The organism is Flavobacterium sp. GSB-24 (assembly GCF_027924665.1).
Classification (GTDB): Bacteria; Bacteroidota; Bacteroidia; order Flavobacteriales; family Flavobacteriaceae; genus Flavobacterium.
The window spans coordinates 1-17,307 of the sequence record NZ_AP027043.1 but is presented as its reverse complement, the minus strand read 5'-3'; the positions used below and the strand labels follow the sequence as shown (position 1 = coordinate 17,307).

Annotated in this window: 16 protein-coding genes; 4 read left to right on the top strand and 12 right to left on the bottom strand. The window is 33.2% G+C overall.

What is annotated here, in order from left to right:
• Positions 1–5 precede the first annotated feature (5 nt).
• Both QMG60_RS00080 and QMG60_RS00075 read right to left on the bottom strand, forming a co-directional pair.
• Positions 6–1,454, bottom strand: a complete 1,449-nt coding sequence (locus QMG60_RS00080) for a glyceraldehyde-3-phosphate dehydrogenase (RefSeq protein WP_281866483.1) — start codon at positions 1,452–1,454, stop codon at positions 6–8.
• Positions 1,455–1,662: 208 nt separating this feature from the next.
• Positions 1,663–3,063, bottom strand: coding sequence for a Do family serine endopeptidase (locus QMG60_RS00075; RefSeq protein ID WP_281866482.1), 1,401 nt, complete (start codon positions 3,061–3,063; stop codon positions 1,663–1,665).
• Between the two features lie 159 nt (positions 3,064–3,222).
• Between QMG60_RS00075 and dapF the strand changes: the two genes are divergently transcribed.
• The 4 genes from dapF to QMG60_RS00055 all read left to right on the top strand — a co-directional run bounded on the left by dapF (position 3,223) and on the right by QMG60_RS00055 (position 6,775).
• Positions 3,223–4,005 (top strand): diaminopimelate epimerase, encoded by a 783-nt coding sequence (dapF, locus tag QMG60_RS00070; protein WP_281866481.1) that lies wholly within the window; start codon positions 3,223–3,225, stop codon positions 4,003–4,005.
• A gap of 64 nt (positions 4,006–4,069) precedes the next feature.
• Positions 4,070–4,603, top strand: coding sequence for a GNAT family protein (locus tag QMG60_RS00065; protein ID WP_057116963.1), 534 nt, complete (start codon positions 4,070–4,072; stop codon positions 4,601–4,603).
• Positions 4,604–4,613: 10 nt separating this feature from the next.
• Positions 4,614–5,654: an endolytic transglycosylase MltG gene (gene mltG / locus QMG60_RS00060; RefSeq protein ID WP_281866480.1), complete on the top strand. Its 1,041-nt coding sequence runs from the start codon at positions 4,614–4,616 to the stop codon at positions 5,652–5,654.
• A gap of 482 nt (positions 5,655–6,136) precedes the next feature.
• Positions 6,137–6,775, top strand: coding sequence for a hypothetical protein (locus QMG60_RS00055; RefSeq protein WP_057116961.1), 639 nt, complete (start codon positions 6,137–6,139; stop codon positions 6,773–6,775).
• A gap of 146 nt (positions 6,776–6,921) precedes the next feature.
• On the opposite strand, the gene scpA is transcribed toward QMG60_RS00055, so the two are convergent.
• The 10 genes from scpA to dnaA all read right to left on the bottom strand — a co-directional run bounded on the left by scpA (position 6,922) and on the right by dnaA (position 17,307).
• On the bottom strand, positions 6,922–9,060 hold the full coding sequence (gene scpA / locus QMG60_RS00050) for a methylmalonyl-CoA mutase (RefSeq protein ID WP_281866478.1): 2,139 nt from the start codon (positions 9,058–9,060) through the stop codon (positions 6,922–6,924).
• A 222-nt stretch (positions 9,061–9,282) separates the two neighbouring features.
• The gene (locus QMG60_RS00045) at positions 9,283–10,647 is read right to left on the bottom strand and encodes a methylmalonyl-CoA mutase subunit beta (RefSeq protein WP_281866477.1); all 1,365 of its coding nucleotides are present in this window, start codon (positions 10,645–10,647) and stop codon (positions 9,283–9,285) included.
• A 14-nt stretch (positions 10,648–10,661) separates the two neighbouring features.
• A complete protein-coding gene (locus QMG60_RS00040; protein ID WP_057116958.1) occupies positions 10,662–10,994 on the bottom strand; it encodes a septum formation initiator family protein in 333 nt (110 codons plus the stop codon).
• A 156-nt stretch (positions 10,995–11,150) separates the two neighbouring features.
• Positions 11,151–11,759 carry a uridine kinase gene (gene udk, locus QMG60_RS00035; RefSeq protein WP_057116957.1) on the bottom strand — a complete coding sequence of 203 codons (609 nt, stop codon included), beginning with the start codon at positions 11,757–11,759 and terminating at the stop codon, positions 11,151–11,153.
• Positions 11,760–12,024: 265 nt separating this feature from the next.
• Positions 12,025–12,906 (bottom strand): SDR family oxidoreductase, encoded by an 882-nt coding sequence (locus QMG60_RS00030; RefSeq protein ID WP_166669273.1) that lies wholly within the window; start codon positions 12,904–12,906, stop codon positions 12,025–12,027.
• A gap of 76 nt (positions 12,907–12,982) precedes the next feature.
• Complete coding sequence (locus QMG60_RS00025) at positions 12,983–14,110, bottom strand: methionine aminotransferase (RefSeq protein ID WP_281866476.1); 1,128 nt, start codon at positions 14,108–14,110, stop codon at positions 12,983–12,985.
• A gap of 44 nt (positions 14,111–14,154) precedes the next feature.
• Positions 14,155–14,607 carry an energy transducer TonB gene (locus QMG60_RS00020; protein WP_281866475.1) on the bottom strand — a complete coding sequence of 151 codons (453 nt, stop codon included), beginning with the start codon at positions 14,605–14,607 and terminating at the stop codon, positions 14,155–14,157.
• Between the two features lie 23 nt (positions 14,608–14,630).
• Entirely contained in the window at positions 14,631–15,344 is a 714-nt protein-coding gene (locus QMG60_RS00015; RefSeq protein WP_113676235.1) for an SAM-dependent methyltransferase, read from the bottom strand.
• Between the two features lie 59 nt (positions 15,345–15,403).
• Positions 15,404–15,871: a low molecular weight protein-tyrosine-phosphatase gene (locus tag QMG60_RS00010; RefSeq protein WP_281866474.1), complete on the bottom strand. Its 468-nt coding sequence runs from the start codon at positions 15,869–15,871 to the stop codon at positions 15,404–15,406.
• 8 nt (positions 15,872–15,879) lie between these two features.
• Positions 15,880–17,307, bottom strand: a complete 1,428-nt coding sequence (gene dnaA, locus QMG60_RS00005) for a chromosomal replication initiator protein DnaA (protein WP_057116951.1) — start codon at positions 17,305–17,307, stop codon at positions 15,880–15,882.

The following is a 17,307-nucleotide window of genomic DNA, read 5'->3' as shown; positions in this document are numbered from 1 at the left end:
TTGAATTAATAATACGTATAACGTCTTACTTTGGCAATATATTTTGCTAAACGAATTACTTGATGGCTGTATCCATATTCGTTATCATACCAAATATATAACACGATATTTTTTCCATCCTTTGATACAATTGTTGCATTGCTGTCATAAATGGATGGAGCAGAAGTTCCAACAATGTCAGATGAAACTAATTCATTATTTAAAGAATATTTAATTTGTTCTACCAATTCTCCCTCAAGAGCATATTTCTTCATTATTTTATTAATGCCAGCAATTGATGTCGCTTTTTTAACTTCTAAATTTAAAACAACCAAAGATCCATTTGGAACAGGAACTCTAATCGCATTTGAAGTTAATTTTCCTTCCAAGGAGGGCAAAGCTTTTGCAACAGCACTACCAGCTCCAGTTTCAGTAATTACCATATTTAACGCAGCAGCTCTTCCGCGACGGTATTTTTTGTGCATATTATCAACTAGATTCTGATCATTTGTATAAGCATGAATGGTTTCTAAATGGCCTTTAGTAACTCCTAAAGTATCTTCAATGACTTTCAAAACTGGAGTAATGGCGTTAGTTGTACAAGATGCTGCAGAAAAAATATCCACTTCATCAGGATTGTATTCATTTTGATTTACTCCGTAAACAATATTTGGAACTCCTTTTCCTGGTGCCGTTAGTAAAACTTTTTCAACCCCATTTGATTTTAAATGTCTTTTTAAAGTTTCTTCAGTAGTAAAGGCTCCAGTATTGTCAATTAGTAAAGCATCATTAATTTCGTATTGCGTATAATCAATTTCTTCAGGAGAATTTGCCGTTATGATATGAACTGTAGTTCCGTTGATAATTAGAGAGTTATTTTTTGGATCGGCAATAACAGATCCGTGAAAATCGCCATGGATAGAATCATAACGCAGTAAAGAAGCACGTTTCTCTAAACTTGTGGCATCATTTTTATCACGGGTTACAATTGCTCGCAGACGCAGCTGATTTCCTTTCCCAGTTTTAGACATTAATTCTCTTGCTAATAAACGTCCTATCCTTCCGAAGCCATATAAAACCACATCTTTCGGTTGAATTTCTTTTGATGATTTGGCTTTCTTCAATTTATCCATCACAAAATACCTTGCATCTGGATATTTTTCGTCCTCTAAGCGATATTCGTAGGTTAGTTTTCCAAGATCTATTTTTGCCGGTGGCAGGTCTAAAGATAAAACGACTTTTGCAATTTCTACAGAATCAAATATGGTGATTGGTTTTCCAACAAATTCACCCGCATATTGATGAAGGTTAATAATATCGCTGACATTTTTGTCTAGCAGTTGGTTTTTAAATAAAACCATTTCTACCGATTTGTCATACCATAAATCACTTATGATTTTAATTAATTCGACTCCAGCTCTTCTTCGGTCGACCTGTAATGATACCTCTTTTTGGTACAAAGATTTGTTGTTCATAATAGATTAAATTGAAATAATAAAACGCTCACTTATTTTATAATTTGGCGCAAAAGTATCTATTTCAATCGATTTCGTAAACTATTTTAGCATTTATTTTAAAAAATAAAAAAGCCATCTTAAATTTACTAAGATGGCTTTTTTAGTTTTCAGTCTCAGTCACAGTGTTCAGTTGTAAAAACTGTAAACTGGGACTGAGTACTGTGACTTAAATTATAATTCTAAAAATTTCTCCGTTTCTGTTGATCATTTCAATTCGAACACTTTGGCCTTCGTCTTTTTTACTTAAGAGTTTCGAAACTGTTTCAACATTTGTTGCTTTAACATTATCAATACTTAAAATGATATTACCTTGTAGTTCATTTTGATACTGCATTAAATTCTCATTTGTAATATTTTTAATCTTAACACCATAATCAATTCTGAATTTTTTCTTGTCTGCAGCATCGATATTTTCTAATTCAATTCCTTTAAACTCGGCGCTGTAAAATTCATTTTTACTTAAAGTTACTGGAACAGTTTTAGTTTTTCCATCTTTAATATACGTTACTTTTACTACATCATTTGGGCGTTTGGTATTAATGTAACCTGATAAATCTGCATATGTAGAAATATTTTGATCATCTAGCTTTACAATAATATCGCCTTTGCCTAAGCCTGCTTTTTCTGCGCCAGAATTTTTGGTTACTCTATTAATGTAGAATCCTTGAGTTTCTGTAATACCTAATTCTTTAGATGCGGTACTATTTAGTTCACCACCTTCAACTCCTAAAATTCCTCTTTGCACATTTCCATATTCCATAATATCCTCGATTATTTTTCGAGCGATATTAGAAGGTACAGCAAAAGAATATCCTACATAAGAACCAGTCATTGAGGAAATCATGGTATTAATTCCAATTAGTTCGCCTCTCGCATTAACTAACGCTCCACCGCTATTTCCTGGATTAACTGCCGCATCTGTCTGGATAAATGATTGAATGCCGCTTTGATCTAAATTTCTGGCTTTCGCCGAAACAATACCAGCAGTTACTGTAGAAGTTAAGTTATATGGATTTCCAACTGCCAATACCCATTCTCCAACTTTTACGCTGTCTGAATTTGCGAAAGCGGTGTAAGGAAGTTTTTCATCGGCATTGATTTTCAAAAGTGCTATATCCATTTTTGAATCTGTACCGATTAACTTCGCTTTATATGATTTTTTATTGTTTAAAGTAATTTCGATTTCCGTAGCATCTTTAATAACGTGATTGTTGGTTACAATGTATCCATCTTCGGAAATAATTACACCAGAACCAGTACCAACTTGTTCTTGTTGCTGCTGTCCTCCGTAACCATAGAAAAATTCAAGCATCGGATTACTAACGGTTCTTCTAGAAACATTTTTTACGTGAACAACGGTATGGATAGTTTTGTCTGCGGCTTCGGTAAAATCTACTGTTTCACCTGCTAAACCAACATTTTTTCCAAATGAATTGGGGGCAAGAGTAACAACAGAATTTCCTTTTCCAAAAAAAGAATTGTTGCTTTCAAATAATAACTTGTAAGCACCAAGAGTAATAGCACCACTTAATAATGACACTAAAAATAAGGCTGAAAATCTTTTCATATTAGAATTTGTAATTAAAGTTATTAGAATTTATGTTCATGTTATTTAACGTAAAATTACTTCAAAAAATTATTTGTAAAAACGGTTTAACTCTCTTTAACAATGATTAACATTTCATTAATTAATAGTTTGTACTTTTGTATTTCTAATGACTAAAAAATGCAAATAGAATTTTATAAATATCAAGGAACCGGGAACGATTTTGTAATGATTGATAATCGTTCAAATTTCTTTCCAAAAGAAGATGTTAAACTTATTGAACGCTTGTGCGACAGACGTTTAGGGGTTGGAGCTGATGGATTGATTCTGCTTGAAAATGACTCTGAAACCGATTTTAGAATGGTTTATTATAATTCCGATGGAAATCAAAGCTCCATGTGCGGCAATGGTGGGCGTTGTCTCGTTGCTTTTGCCAATCAGTTGGGAGTAATTGATGACAAAACAACTTTTATTGCCACTGACGGATTACACCATGCTTCTGTTAATGATGATTCTATTGTTTCCTTGCAGATGATTGACGTTAACGAAATACAGAAAAAAGATTCTTATACGTTCTTAAATACTGGATCGCCACATCATGTTCAAATTGTAGACGATTTGGAACACTATAATGTAAAAGAAAATGGCGCAGCAATTCGTTATGGAGAATTATACGGAGAAAAAGGCAGCAACATCAATTTTGTAAAAAAAGTTGATAATGATACTTTTTCTTTGAGAACGTATGAAAGAGGTGTTGAAGACGAAACATTGGCATGTGGAACGGGAGCAACTGCAGTTGCAATAGCGATGAATGCAATTGGCGAAACAGATAAAACCTCAATTAATTTAAATGTTGAAGGTGGAAAACTTGTCGTTTCTTTTGATAAAGAAAATGATGGTTACACAAATGTTTTCTTAACCGGACCTGCAAAATTTGTTTTTAAAGGAACAATCGAGATTTAATATAATAAATACCAATTTTTTAAATCCCAAATTCCAATCGACATTCTAAAATCTAAAATTGTAAATGATAACATTAAAAGGAGATTCCATTTATCTGCGTGCACTTGAGCCTCAAGATTTAGAGTTCATCTATTCGATAGAAAATGATGAGAATATCTGGGAAGTTAGCAATACGCAAACGCCTTACAGCCGTTTTTTGATTAAACAATATTTAGAAAATGCCCATCAAGATATTTATGAAGCAAAACAACTTCGTTTGGCAATCTGTCAGGATGAAGATTTTCCTGCTGTTGGATTAATTGATTTATTTGATTTTGATCCTAGAAATAATAGGGCAGGAATTGGGATTGTTATTCAGAAAGAAGAAAATCAAGGAAAAAATATTGGTTCTGAGGCTCTAGAACTTTTAATAAAGTATTCCTTTTATAATTTAAATCTCCATCAATTGTATGCAAATATTGGTGTACAAAATGTAGCTAGTCTTGCACTTTTTACTAAATTTGGTTTTAAGAAAATCGGAATAAAGAAAGATTGGATCTTGTATCATAACCACTATCAAGATGAAGCAATTTTTCAATTAATTAATAAACAAATTTAAATTTTAAGCTTTGACTCTAAAAAAAATTATCACAATAAGTGCCGTAGCCGTAATTTCAGTCTTAATGATTTATGGTTTTATTTTAATCAGTAAAATTTTTAGTTCTAATACTAAGTTTGAAGAAAAAGAATTATATGTATATGTACCTACAGATGCAACTTATGCTGATGTAAAAAAGATATTATCGCCTTACATCAAAAATTTCGACAATTTTGAAATGGTTGCCGAAAAGAGAGATTATCCAGAAAATGTAAAATCTGGACGTTTTCTTTTAAAGAAAGACATGAACAATATTGATCTAGTACGAGCAATGCGTTCTAATATTCCAGTGAAATTGGTTTTTAATAATCAAGAACGTTTAGAGAATTTTGCCGGAAGAATTGGTTCAGAAATAGAAGCAGACAGTTTATCATTATTAAAAGCCATAAAAGATTCTACTTTCTTAGCAGCAAATGGTTTTAATGAAGATAATGTTTTTGCCATGTTTATTCCAAATACTTATGAAATCTATTGGAATACTTCGGCAGAGAAGTTTCGTGATAAAATGATTAAGGAATACAATAATTTCTGGACAGCTGATAGAATTGCTAAAGCAAAAGCGCAAGGATTAACTCCTGTTCAAGCTACGATTTTGGCATCTATTGTTCATAAAGAGTCAGTTAAAAAAGATGAAAGACCGCGTATTGCTGGTGTTTACTTAAACCGACTTCGTCTAGAAATGCCATTACAGGCAGATCCAACTGTTATTTATGCATTGAAATTAAGAGACAATAATTTTGATCAAGTTATTAAAAGAGTTTTTTATAACGATTTGGTAATGAGATCTCCGTATAATACTTATGTAAATAAAGGACTTCCTCCAGGACCAATCGCTATGCCTGATATTACAGCGTTAGAAGCAGTTTTAAATCCAGAGAAAAACGATTATATTTATTTCTGTGCAAGTGTAGAGCGTTTCGGATATCATGAATTTGCGGCAACATTGGCAGAACATAATGTAAATGCAAAGAAATATTCTGACTGGATCGCTAGTCAGGGTGTAACAAGATAATTTACATTTTTTAAAGTATTCAAAAACCGAAGTAAATTTACTTCGGTTTTTTTGTTTGTAATTTTTGATTGAAAAAGTGATTTCGAACTTAGAAATATCAAATTACTATTTTGACCATTTTTTTGTTCTGTTTAGTAAAGAAATAAACATTTTTTAATGTAAAATTTTATAAAATTCAAAAAGTAGTTTTCAAAATTTGGATAAGAACTAGTAAATAATTGTAATCTATTTCTTTCTTTTTAGCCTTTTTTACTTAAAATTAATATAAAATTTGATTTTTTTTGAGCTTAAAATTCAATTTATGAAGGTAAAAAATCACTCGATAAAACTTTTGGAATCCATTATTATAACTGGGACGAAAGCAATTTTGAGTTTTTTGATAAAAATGTTAAAACGTTGATTTATAGCATATTTTTAAAATGCCTTATCTTTGCACCGTAGAAATTTCAAGAGGGTGACAGAGTCTTGAAGAAAAACAATTTATGATAAAGAAATGGTATTTTTATGCGAGTTTAGTCGTTATTATTACATTTTTAAGTTTGGGATTTATTCCCTCTAACCACGAAACCAAACCTTGGTTTTCAATTGAAAAAACAGATGGATCAGAATATATTTTTCCATCTAAAGAAAAGGATGATTATCCAAACACCAACGTCCCATACACAGGAAATCATCTAATAGGTTTTAAAGAAGCAGTTGCTTTTAAAGAATCTCAAGGGAAATACAGATTAGTAAATTCTCTTGGTTACATGGGTAAATATCAATTTGGTTCTAAAGCTTTAAGAGCAATCGGAATTAATGATAATAAAGCCTTTTTAAAAGATCCTGCCCTACAAGAAAAAGCTTTCATGGCTTTATTGGCCAAAAACAAATGGATTTTACGCAATGAAATTGAAAAGTATGAAGGCAAAATCATCAGCGGTATTGAAATTACCGAATCTGGAATTTTAGCTGCAGCCCATTTAGGCGGTGCAGGTTCTGTAAAGAATTTTTTCAAAAACAAAGGAAGCAGACATTTTAGAGATGCTTTCGGAACTTCTTTGAAAAGTTATATGAGAGATTTTGCAGGTTACGATCTTTCTTTTATAGAAGCAGATAGTAACGCAACAGTTAACGACTAAATTAAAAGAGGTTATTTCATAATTGTGAAACAACCTCTTTTTCTATTTTTATCTCTTCAATCAGCCTTAAGTAATACTATAAAACCTTAAGAATTTTTTCATCAACATCCCCTAATAACTGAAAACCGAGACTGAGACTAAAAAACTTACTCAATCAAGGCCTCCAAGATTTTAATAGCAGCTTCACTGATTTTAGTTCCAGGACCAAACACGGCAGCAGCTCCCGCATCAAACAAAAATTGATAGTCCTGAGACGGAATAACACCGCCTACAATTACCATAATATCATCACGGCCATGTTTTTTTAATTCTTCTATAACCTGCGGGACCAATGTTTTATGACCGGCTGCAAGTGAAGAAACTCCTAAAATATGCACATCATTTTCTACAGCTTGTTTCGCTGCTTCAGCTGGAGTTTGAAATAACGGACCAATATCAACGTCAAAACCAACATCGGCATAACCTGTTGCGACTACTTTTGCACCTCGGTCGTGGCCGTCCTGACCCATTTTTGCAATCATAATTCTAGGTCGTCTACCTTCTTGTTTAGCAAAAACATCAGCTAGTTGTTTTGCCCGCTCAAAATTTTCGTCATTTTTTATTGCTGCACTATACACACCGCTAAAAGATTTGATTTGTGCTTTAAACCGACCAAAAACAGTTTCCAATGCATTACTAATTTCGCCCAATGTTGCTCTGTTTCTAGCGGCTTCAATTGCATTTTCTAATAAGTTTCCCTGTCCTGTTTGTGCACAAAGGATTAGTTTTTCTAGTGAATTATTTACTTTTTCCGTATTCCTTGTTCTTTTTATTTCTTCTAATCGTTCGACCTGCTGTTTTCGAACCAATTGGTTATCAACATCCAAAATATCTAACGGATCTTCTTTTTCCAATCGATATTGATTCACACCCACAATAATATCCTGTCCGCTGTCGATACGCGCTTGTTTTCTTGCGGCGGCTTCTTCAATTCGAAGTTTGGGAATTCCAGCTTCAATTGCCTTAGTCATGCCGCCTAATTCCTCAACTTCCTCAATTAATTTCCAAGTTTTTTCTGTGATGTCATTAGTTAAACTTTCCACATAATAACTTCCAGCCCACGGATCAACTGTTTTAGTAATCTTAGTTTCCTCCTGAAGAAAAATTTGAGTATTACGAGCAATTCTTGCGGAGAAATCTGTTGGAAGCGCAATTGCCTCATCTAAGGCATTGGTATGAAGCGATTGTGTGCCTCCAAAAACGGCTGCAGCAGCTTCAATACAAGTTCGGGCAACATTATTAAACGGATCTTGTTCGGTTAAACTCCAGCCGCTAGTTTGACAGTGTGTTCTTAAAGCCAAAGATTTGTCACTTTTCGGATTAAACTGCTGTAACAATTTTGCCCAGATCATTCGGCCGGCTCTCATTTTTGCAATTTCCATAAAATGGTTCATCCCGATTGCCCAAAAGAAAGATAGCCTCGGAGCAAATTCATCAATTGTCATTCCTGTTGATAATCCTGTTCGAATGTATTCTAAACCATCTGCTAAAGTGTAGGCCAATTCAATATCGGCAGTGGCTCCAGCTTCCTGCATATGATAACCAGAAATAGAGATAGAATTGAATTTTGGCATTTTTTTGCTAGTAAATTCAAAAATATCAGCAATTATTTTCATCGAAGGAGCAGGAGGGTAGATATAGGTGTTTCGTACCATGAACTCTTTCAAAATATCATTTTGAATTGTTCCTGCCAATTTTTCTGGAGCAACCCCTTGTTCTTCTGCAGCGACAATATAAAAAGCCATAATGGGTAAAACGGCTCCATTCATCGTCATTGAAACCGACATTTCATCAAGTGGAATCTGGTCAAAAAGCACTTTCATATCTTCAACAGAATCTATTGCAACGCCGGCTTTTCCAACGTCACCCACAACTCTTTCATGGTCAGAATCGTACCCGCGGTGTGTAGGTAAATCAAAAGCTATTGAAAGTCCTTTTTGACCTGCTGCTAAATTCTTTCTGTAAAAAGCGTTACTTTCTTCCGCAGTAGAAAATCCAGCATATTGACGTATCGTCCACGGGCGTCGTACATACATTGTTGCATATGGACCGCGTAAATTAGGTGCAAAACCAGCTCCGAAATCAAGAAATTCTAAATCTTCGATATCCTTTTCAGAATAAGTTTTTTTAATCTCAATTCCTTCCGCAGTAGTGAAGTTTTGTTCTAAGTCTTCTGGGTTATGCGTTGGTTCGCTTAGCTCTTCACTTTTAACTTCCAACTTTATATGTTTAAGGTCTTTTCTCATTTTGTATTGTATGACTAATGAAGTCTTTTGAGAGCTTTAATTACGTCTTTCATTATCAAATAATATGGTAAGAAGTAAAATAATATAGCTAAAAGCATTGTTGTGAGTGCTATCAAAATCTGTTTATAGTTTTTATATGTAATTCCGATTATGAAAAAAATTAGACAAGTGACTACCATCACTAATGATAATATCCAAAAGATAACAAAATAAATTCCCATCTTATTCTTGTTCTAATCGTTCCTGTTCCATTTTTTCTGAAAGTCTTTTTTCGATTATGGGCGTAATTAATGTTTTTCTTGGTTTGATTTTGACAAAAGGGAACAGTTCTAAATCATGCTTCATTCTGTCTTCTTTGTTCGGATATTTATTTGTTCCTAAAAGAATTTCCTTTTTAGAATCAAATAATTCCTGTTCTTTATTGGCGCTTTCCTGAATTTTCTTTTTGATTGTTCCATCATTTAAAAGCTTCAAGAAACCTCCATTAGCTTCAACATCTTTAAACAAGGTTAAAGCTTTTTCGGCGAGCTGCATCGTTAAACTTTCGATATAATAACTTCCATCAGCTGGATTATTTACTTTGTCAAAATAGCTTTCGTGTTTTAAAATCAAAAGCTGGTTTCTGGCGATGCGGTCTCCAAATTCATTGTCTTTGTGATACAAGGCATCGTATGGCAAATTAGCAATTGCATCTGCACCTCCTAAAATTGCCGACATGCATTCTGTTGTTGTACGAAGCATGTTAACATTATAATCGTAAATCGTTTTATTTCGTTTTGTCGGCGTTACCAAAAAATGGCATTTTATTTTAGAATTGTATTCTTTAGCTATTAAATCGAAAAGCATTCTAAGTGCGCGAAGTTTTGCAATTTCGAAGAAATAATTGGTTCCAACAGAGATTTGAAAAACAATTGGTTTCGTTAATTCAGAAAAACGATTCAGGTATTCGTTAGCATGCGCTAGACTGTATGCAATCTGCTGGGTAATATTTGCACCCGAATTTTGATATAAACCTACATCTACGCTTAAGAGATTTAAGTTGGTTGTATTTTTAAATAGTAAATCTAAAGTTTCAAAATTATTTTTCTCTGAAGTTGTAAACCAATTTCCGTCGCGTGCTAATTGTCCAATAGGATCAAAATTGCAATAAAAATAAGCCTTTTTTTGGATTGAAATTGTATCTAATTTTTTAACGAAATCGATTGAGATAAAATTGAAATTAAAGTAAACGATTTTGTTTTCTAAAGGAAGATCCTCTAGTAATTTTTGAATATCAATTTTGTCATTTTCTATAGTAAAACGAAGACTCTCTGCACCTCTTTGTAATGTGTTTAAAGCTCGTTCGATAGATTTATCGACATCATAAACAAAGATATTCTGGCAGATTTTAAAATCTGATGCCTGAGTATTTACATTAGCTGCTTTGGTGAATTCATCGTTGTGATAGAAAGGTTTTACCTGAATATCTTCTGGCGAATTCCAAATAACAGTTTGATTATAATCGGCTCCATCTAATTCAAACTGAATTTTTTGTTTCCATTGTTTGGATGAAATCGGATTAAAATCGTCGAATAGGTTAGTGGCCATTTTATTTTTTTTGATTATTCTTTTTCTGGAATAGTGTCTCCTTCAAATTGTATGATGTAGATATCTTCGCTGTCTTTTTTCATGAAATACTTTTCACGGGCGTATTTCTCAATTTGTTCTGGATTTTTTAATTGCTTGATCTGTTCCTGATCTTTTTTGATTTCTTCCTGATAATACTTTTTATTATCCTGAAGTTCATTTATTTGCTGATCTAAAAAGCGATGATCAAAATAAGAGTAATTGTCTAAAAATAACATCCAAACAATAAAAAACAGCAAAACCCAAACGTATTTGTTTCCAAGGTATTTGAACCATTTTTTGTCTTTATATGGATTTTTTAATTTCATTTTTAAACGAATATTGTTTTGAATATGATTGGTGTTGTTTAGCCCCGATAGCAGTGAAAATCCTTTTGTGTCTCGTTTCTTTAACGAGACACAAAAGATTGTAACGAATAGCGGGAAACAGCTCCTTATTATTATGGTTTAAATTTACGATAAAAATTATGAAATTCGCTGATTAATTACTGCACGAACTACATCAATTGCTACTGTATTGTATTTGTCATTAGGGATAATAATGTCTGCAAAAGCTTTAGACGGCTCGATAAATTGCTCGTGCATAGGCTTTAAAGTCGTTTGGTAACGGTTTAAAACTTCGTCAATATCACGTCCGCGTTCTGAAATATCTCTTTTTAGACGACGAATTAATCTTTCATCAGAATCTGCGTGAACGAAGATTTTAATATCGAACATTTCACGTAATTCTGGATTTGTTAAAATAAGAATTCCTTCTACAATCATCACTTTTCGAGGATGAGTTGAAACCGTGTCATCTGTTCTATTGTGCTGTACAAAAGAATAAACAGGCTGATCGATTGTTTCTCCAGCTTTTAAAGCTTTTAAATGTTTTTCTAACAATTCAAAATCGATAGCGCGCGGGTGGTCAAAATTAATTAATGCTCTTTCGTCAAAAGACAAATTGGTTGTTTCTTTATAGTACGAATCTTGAGAAATCACCCCAACTTCGGTGTGTGGCAATTCATTCATAATTTGGTGTACTACTGTGGTTTTTCCACTTCCTGTTCCTCCTGCAATTCCAATAATGAGCATAAAATTTTTGTTTGATATTTGTTTGGCAAAAATAATAATTTAACTGAATCGCTAAACATATTATCTGTTTTAAACCATATAAGTAATATAAGTAAATTTAAGCGGAAAATTTTTTAAGCAAAACAGTACTTAACTGAACTTATATCACTTATATGGTTAAAATGTTTGTTTTTATTTTAAAAAAAATCCCGAAAGTAAACCTTCGGGATTTCGTGCAATCAGTATAGTTTTAAAAAAATATTCTGAATTTAGTAAGCACTTGTAATTATTTATTCTTTTTTGCTTTAATCATCATTTCAAGCTGATCCCAAAGTTCTTCTGGAATTGCTTCTAATAAGTTGAATTGGCCTGCGCCTTTCAACCACTCGCCTCCATCAATCGTAATTACATCTCCATTGATATAGGCTGAAAAATCAGATACTAAATAAGCTGCTAAATTGGCTAATTCCTGATGATCACCAACTCTTTTCAATGGCACTTTTTTAGCCATATCAAATTTTTCAGATAAATCTCCAGGCAGTAATCTGTCCCAAGCTCCTTTTGTTGGGAAAGGCCCTGGAGCAATTGCATTAGAACGGATTCCGTATTTTGCCCATTCTACAGCAAGACTTCTTGTCATTGCCAAAACTCCTGCTTTTGCCGTAGCGCTAGGAACAACGTAAGCAGATCCTGTCCAAGCATAAGTAGTTACTATATTTAAAATCGTTGCCGAAGTTTGTTTCGTGTCGATCCAGTGTTTTCCAAACGCCAGTGTACAGTTTTTAGAACCTTTCAACACAATATCTATAACTGTATCAAATGCATTAGCAGACAACCTTTCTGTTGGCGAAATAAAATTTCCTGCTGCATTATTTAAAAGAACATCCACTTTTCCAAAAGCTTTTAAAACTTCTTGAAGCATGTTTTCTACTTCTTCGTAATGACGAACATCACATTGCAAAGGAAGACATTTGCCCCCAGTTTGGCTTTCCAGTTCGGCAGCTGTAGTTTTTAACTTTTCTAGATCTCTAGAAGTTATCGCTACTTGAGCTCCTAATTCGAGAAAATATTTGGTCATAGCTTTACCTAAACCACTTCCGCCGCCTGTAACGACAATGACTTTGCCTTGTAAAGCATCATCACGTAACATTTTGTCTGTATAGCTCATACTTTTTCTTTTTTTGCAATATTAGTTAAATAAAATAGGATGCACGCATAATAATGTTATAAAATTTTGAAAAATTTTATATTTCGCATAATTTTTTTGCAGCAGATTCAAGCGTAAAGTCGTCTTTGGCGAAACAAAACCGAATTAATTTTTGATCTTTATGGTCAGAGTAAAAAGTCGAAATCGGAATTGCTGCAACGCCATGGTTAATGATTAGATTTTTGCAAAAGCTCACATCGTCTTCGTTTGAAATATTGGCATATGAAGCGACTTGAAAATAAGTTCCTTCGCAGGGCTTTAATTCAAATCGGCTGTTTTGAAGTAATTTTTGAAAGTAATCTCTTTTTTCTTGATAGAATTTTCCAAGAAGATTGACATCGACAACGTCTAAATATTCGTTGATGGCAAATTGAGAAATACTATTAACGCTGAAAACCAAAAACTGATGCACTTTTTTGATTTCTTTCATTAAATGTTCTGGAGCAATGGTATAACCAATTTTCCAGCCTGTTATATGAAATGATTTTCCGAAAGAGGAAACCATTACACAACGTTCTAAAAGGAAATTTTTGGTGTGAGCAGAAATATGTTTTTCTTCGAAAGTAATATATTCGTAAACTTCATCAGATAAAACGATAATGTCTGGATATTTTTCGAGAAGGTTTTTTAGCTGAACAAAATCATTTTCAGTTAAAATTTTTCCGGTCGGATTATGCGGGTTATTGATAATCATCATCCTGCTTTTTGCAGAACAAGCTTTTTCTATCGTTTCCCAATTCGGCGTATAATCATCGTTTAAGGCAACTCGAACTGGTTTTGCTTTGCAAAGTAAAACAGGAGATTCATAAGAATCATAACTTGGATCGAGAATAATTACTTCATCATTTTCTTTTACTAAAGCTAAAATTGAAGTAAAAATACCCTGCGTAGCGCCCGCTGTAACTAAAAGTTCTAAATCAGGATTAATTGTTCTGTTATAAGAATCTTGAATTAGTTTGGCAATTTTATTCATCAACGGAGGATAACCTGCCATTGGAGTATATTGGTGAACGTTTTCATTCGCTAATCTTGCAACTATATCTGTTAATCTTTCATCTACAGGAAAATTTGGAAATCCCTGCGAAAGATTTATCGCATTGTATTCGGCTGCCATTTTTGACATTACCGTGAAAATGCTTGTGGTTACGTTTGGGAGTTTGCTCATGCTTGAAGTTTGATTATAGAAAAACTTATGAATAATTGCACACTTTAAATTTGTACGGGTACCACAATTGAATATAAAGTTCTGACTTCTTTTCCATTTTGTTTTCCAGCTTTCCATTTAGGAGATAATTTTAGAACACGTATGAGTTCATCTCCTGACCAAGATCCAATATCTCTCAGTATCTTTATATCGCTTAGTGAGCCATTTTTCTCAATTACAAAAGTTGCAAAGACTTTTCCTTGAAGAGTTGGTCGTTTGCTGGACTTTTTATAATTTTTACCTATAAATTGATTAAATCTGACTCTGCCTCCAGGAAAAGTAGGAAGAATTTCTAATCCAGCAGTATTATAGATATGATTTTCATCAAAAATTATTTCTTCTTCTTTGTAATTTTTTAGATTTTCTCGTAAATCATCTGGAGACTTTTTAAATTCTTTGTGTTGAGAAAATATATTTTGGACAAAACAGAATAAAATCAGAAATAAAAACTTTTTCATGATAACGAGATTTAAATGTTGACTTACATTTTATGAATAATAAAAATCGTTGGTCTATTATGTAAATCAACTTTCAGTTTTTTCCAGTCGGCAATTTTCATTGTTTTAATGAATTCTGTTGGCAGTGTAATATCTGTGGCGATACATAAATGTGTTGACGGACTTACAATCTGCAAAATATCTTCAACCAATTTGTTGTTTCTGTAAGGAGTCTCAATAAAAATCTGTGATTGGTTTTTATCAAAAGATAATTTCTCAAAATGTCTCAATGCCGATTTTTTCTCGTCTTTGTCAATTGGCAAATATCCGTTGAAAGTAAAACTCTGGCCATTCATTCCAGAAGCCATCATAGCCAGTAGGATAGAAGATGGTCCAACCAAAGGTACAACTTGAATTCCTTTTTCGTGTGCTAGTTTTACGATCACAGCACCAGGATCAGCGACACCTGGACATCCTGCTTCGCTCATTAAACCCATATTTTTCCCTTCTAATAAAGGTTTGATAAAGTCTAAATGTTCACTTGGTTCAGTACGTTTATTAAGAGTAAAAAGCACCAATTCGGATTGCTTTTTTTCGGGATAAACCGCTTTAATTGATTTTCTGGCAGTTTTATCGTTTTCAACGATATAGTGGTCTATAAGTTCGATACTTCTTTTAACTGTTTGAGGTAAAACATCCATCGGATCGCTTTCGCCCATTGTAGTTGGAATTAAATATAGTTTTCCTAGAAGTTTCATGTGTATATGTTTAAAATTAAAAAATTCAATTATCTCATTTTTGAAACAATTGAATTAAATTAAGCGTGTTTTTTGATTAGTTTTTCGGCGATCAAGTCCGTTACTTCGTCCAGCATTTGATAAACATTTTCAAATCCGTTTGTAGCACCGAAGTATGGATCTGGAACGTCTACATTTTCGTCGGGAAATAATTCATTTAGAATCAAATGAACTTTGCTTTTGTGTTCAGGATTTTTAGCAAGATGATTTACATCATTAAAATTTGAATTGTCCATTACAAATATGTAATCAAATTCATCAAAATCACTGGTTTTAAACTGTCGGCCTTTTTGTCCGCTGATATTGATACCGTTTTTTTTGGCAACCTCGATCGAGCGTTTGTCAGGACAATGGCCAACGTGCCAAGAACCTGTTCCGGCTGAATCAACAAAGAATTTATCTTTAGGTAATTTAGAAGCTAAAATTCCTTCTGCTAAGGGAGATCTACAGATATTCCCCAAACAAACCATTAGGATTTTTACAGGCATGATGCGACTTAAAGCGTTAGTTTTTTATTGATGTCTTCAACAAACTTTTTAAATTGTTTGTCTGTAGAAACTAAGTTGTCGACTGTTTTACAAGCGTGAAGAACAGTTGCGTGATCACGATCTCCAATTTGTGAACCGATATTGGCTAAAGAAGCTTTGGTGAATTTTTTAGCAAAAAACATTGCTAATTGTCTTGCTTGCACAACATGCCTCTTTCGAGTTTTCGATTGAAGTGTTTCAATATCTAACTGGAAATAATCTGAAACGATTTTTTGGATATAATCGATTGAGATTTCTCTTTTTACGTTTTTAACAAATTTCTCTACAACGCTTTTCGCTAATTCGATTGTAACTTCTTTTTTGTTGAAAGAAGATTGAGCAATTAACGAAATAATGGCGCCTTCTAGTTCTCGAACATTTGTTTTAATGTTTCGAGCCACATATTCTAAAATATCTTCTGGCATTTCAACACCATCACGATATAAAATGTTCTTTAAGATCGAGATACGGGTTTCGTAATCAGGCTGATGCAATTCTGCAGACAATCCCCATTTGAAACGAGACAATAATCTTTGTTCAATATCCTGCATATCAACAGGAGCTTTATCTGAAGTTAAAATTACTTGTTTTCCATTTTGATGTAAATAGTTGAAAATATGGAAAAACACGTCTTGCGTACCTGATTTTCCAGATAAGAACTGAACATCATCAATAATTAAAACATCTATTAATTGGTAAAAGTGAATGAAATCATTACGATTATTCTTTTTTACCGAATCAATATACTGCTGTGTAAAAATCTCAGCAGAAATATATAAAACTGTTTTTTCAGGATATTTATCTTTTACTTCTACACCTATAGCATGTGCTAAGTGTGTTTTTCCTAAACCAACTCCTCCAAATATCAATAACGGATTAAATGAAGTTCCTCCAGGTTTGTTGGCAACAGCCATACCTGCAGAACGAGCCAAACGGTTAGAATCTCCTTCTAAGAAATTATCAAAGCTGTAGTTCGGATTTAACTGAGACTCAATTTTTAAATTTCTAATTCCAGGAATTACAAATGGATTTTTTAGTTCAGGATTTAAGTTTTTAAACGGAGCATCAACCTCTTGCGGTTTCATCGGCACTCTGTTGGAACTTGGCAGCTGCTCGGTAAACGGCTGTTTGTTACCATAAGTGTTCTCCATTTTAATTTTATAGAGTAACTTTGCGTTTTTTCCCAGTTCTTTGGTAAGCGCAACTTTCAATAATTTTACATAGTGCTCTTCGAGCCACTCGTAGAAAAATTTACTTGGAACTTGAATGTATAATGCGTTATCGGTTAGCTCAACTGATTTGATTGGTTCAAACCAAGTTTTGTATGCTTGATCTTGAATATTATCCTTTATAAAGGACAAACAGTTTTCCCATACCGATTGAGCAGTTTTAGTCAT

Bases quoted from the DNA above. Each gene is read 5' to 3' on its own strand.
- QMG60_RS00080 (WP_281866483.1), bottom strand. From the start codon at position 1,454: ATGAACAACAAATCTTTGTACCAAAAAGAGGTATCATTACAGGTCGAC.
- QMG60_RS00075 (WP_281866482.1), bottom strand. From the start codon at position 3,063: ATGAAAAGATTTTCAGCCTTATTTTTAGTGTCATTATTAAGTGGTGCT.
- dapF (WP_281866481.1), top strand. From the start codon at position 3,223: ATGCAAATAGAATTTTATAAATATCAAGGAACCGGGAACGATTTTGTA.
- QMG60_RS00065 (WP_057116963.1), top strand. From the start codon at position 4,070: ATGATAACATTAAAAGGAGATTCCATTTATCTGCGTGCACTTGAGCCT.
- QMG60_RS00055 (WP_057116961.1), top strand. From the start codon at position 6,137: ATGATAAAGAAATGGTATTTTTATGCGAGTTTAGTCGTTATTATTACA.
- scpA (WP_281866478.1), bottom strand. From the start codon at position 9,060: ATGAGAAAAGACCTTAAACATATAAAGTTGGAAGTTAAAAGTGAAGAG.
- QMG60_RS00045 (WP_281866477.1), bottom strand. From the start codon at position 10,647: ATGGCCACTAACCTATTCGACGATTTTAATCCGATTTCATCCAAACAA.
- QMG60_RS00040 (WP_057116958.1), bottom strand. From the start codon at position 10,994: ATGAAATTAAAAAATCCATATAAAGACAAAAAATGGTTCAAATACCTT.
- udk (WP_057116957.1), bottom strand. From the start codon at position 11,759: ATGCTCATTATTGGAATTGCAGGAGGAACAGGAAGTGGAAAAACCACA.
- QMG60_RS00030 (WP_166669273.1), bottom strand. From the start codon at position 12,906: ATGAGCTATACAGACAAAATGTTACGTGATGATGCTTTACAAGGCAAA.
- QMG60_RS00025 (WP_281866476.1), bottom strand. From the start codon at position 14,110: ATGAGCAAACTCCCAAACGTAACCACAAGCATTTTCACGGTAATGTCA.
- QMG60_RS00020 (WP_281866475.1), bottom strand. From the start codon at position 14,607: ATGAAAAAGTTTTTATTTCTGATTTTATTCTGTTTTGTCCAAAATATA.
- QMG60_RS00015 (WP_113676235.1), bottom strand. From the start codon at position 15,344: ATGAAACTTCTAGGAAAACTATATTTAATTCCAACTACAATGGGCGAA.
- QMG60_RS00010 (WP_281866474.1), bottom strand. From the start codon at position 15,871: ATGCCTGTAAAAATCCTAATGGTTTGTTTGGGGAATATCTGTAGATCT.
- dnaA (WP_057116951.1), bottom strand. From the start codon at position 17,307: ATGACTAAAACTGCTCAATCGGTATGGGAAAACTGTTTGTCCTTTATA.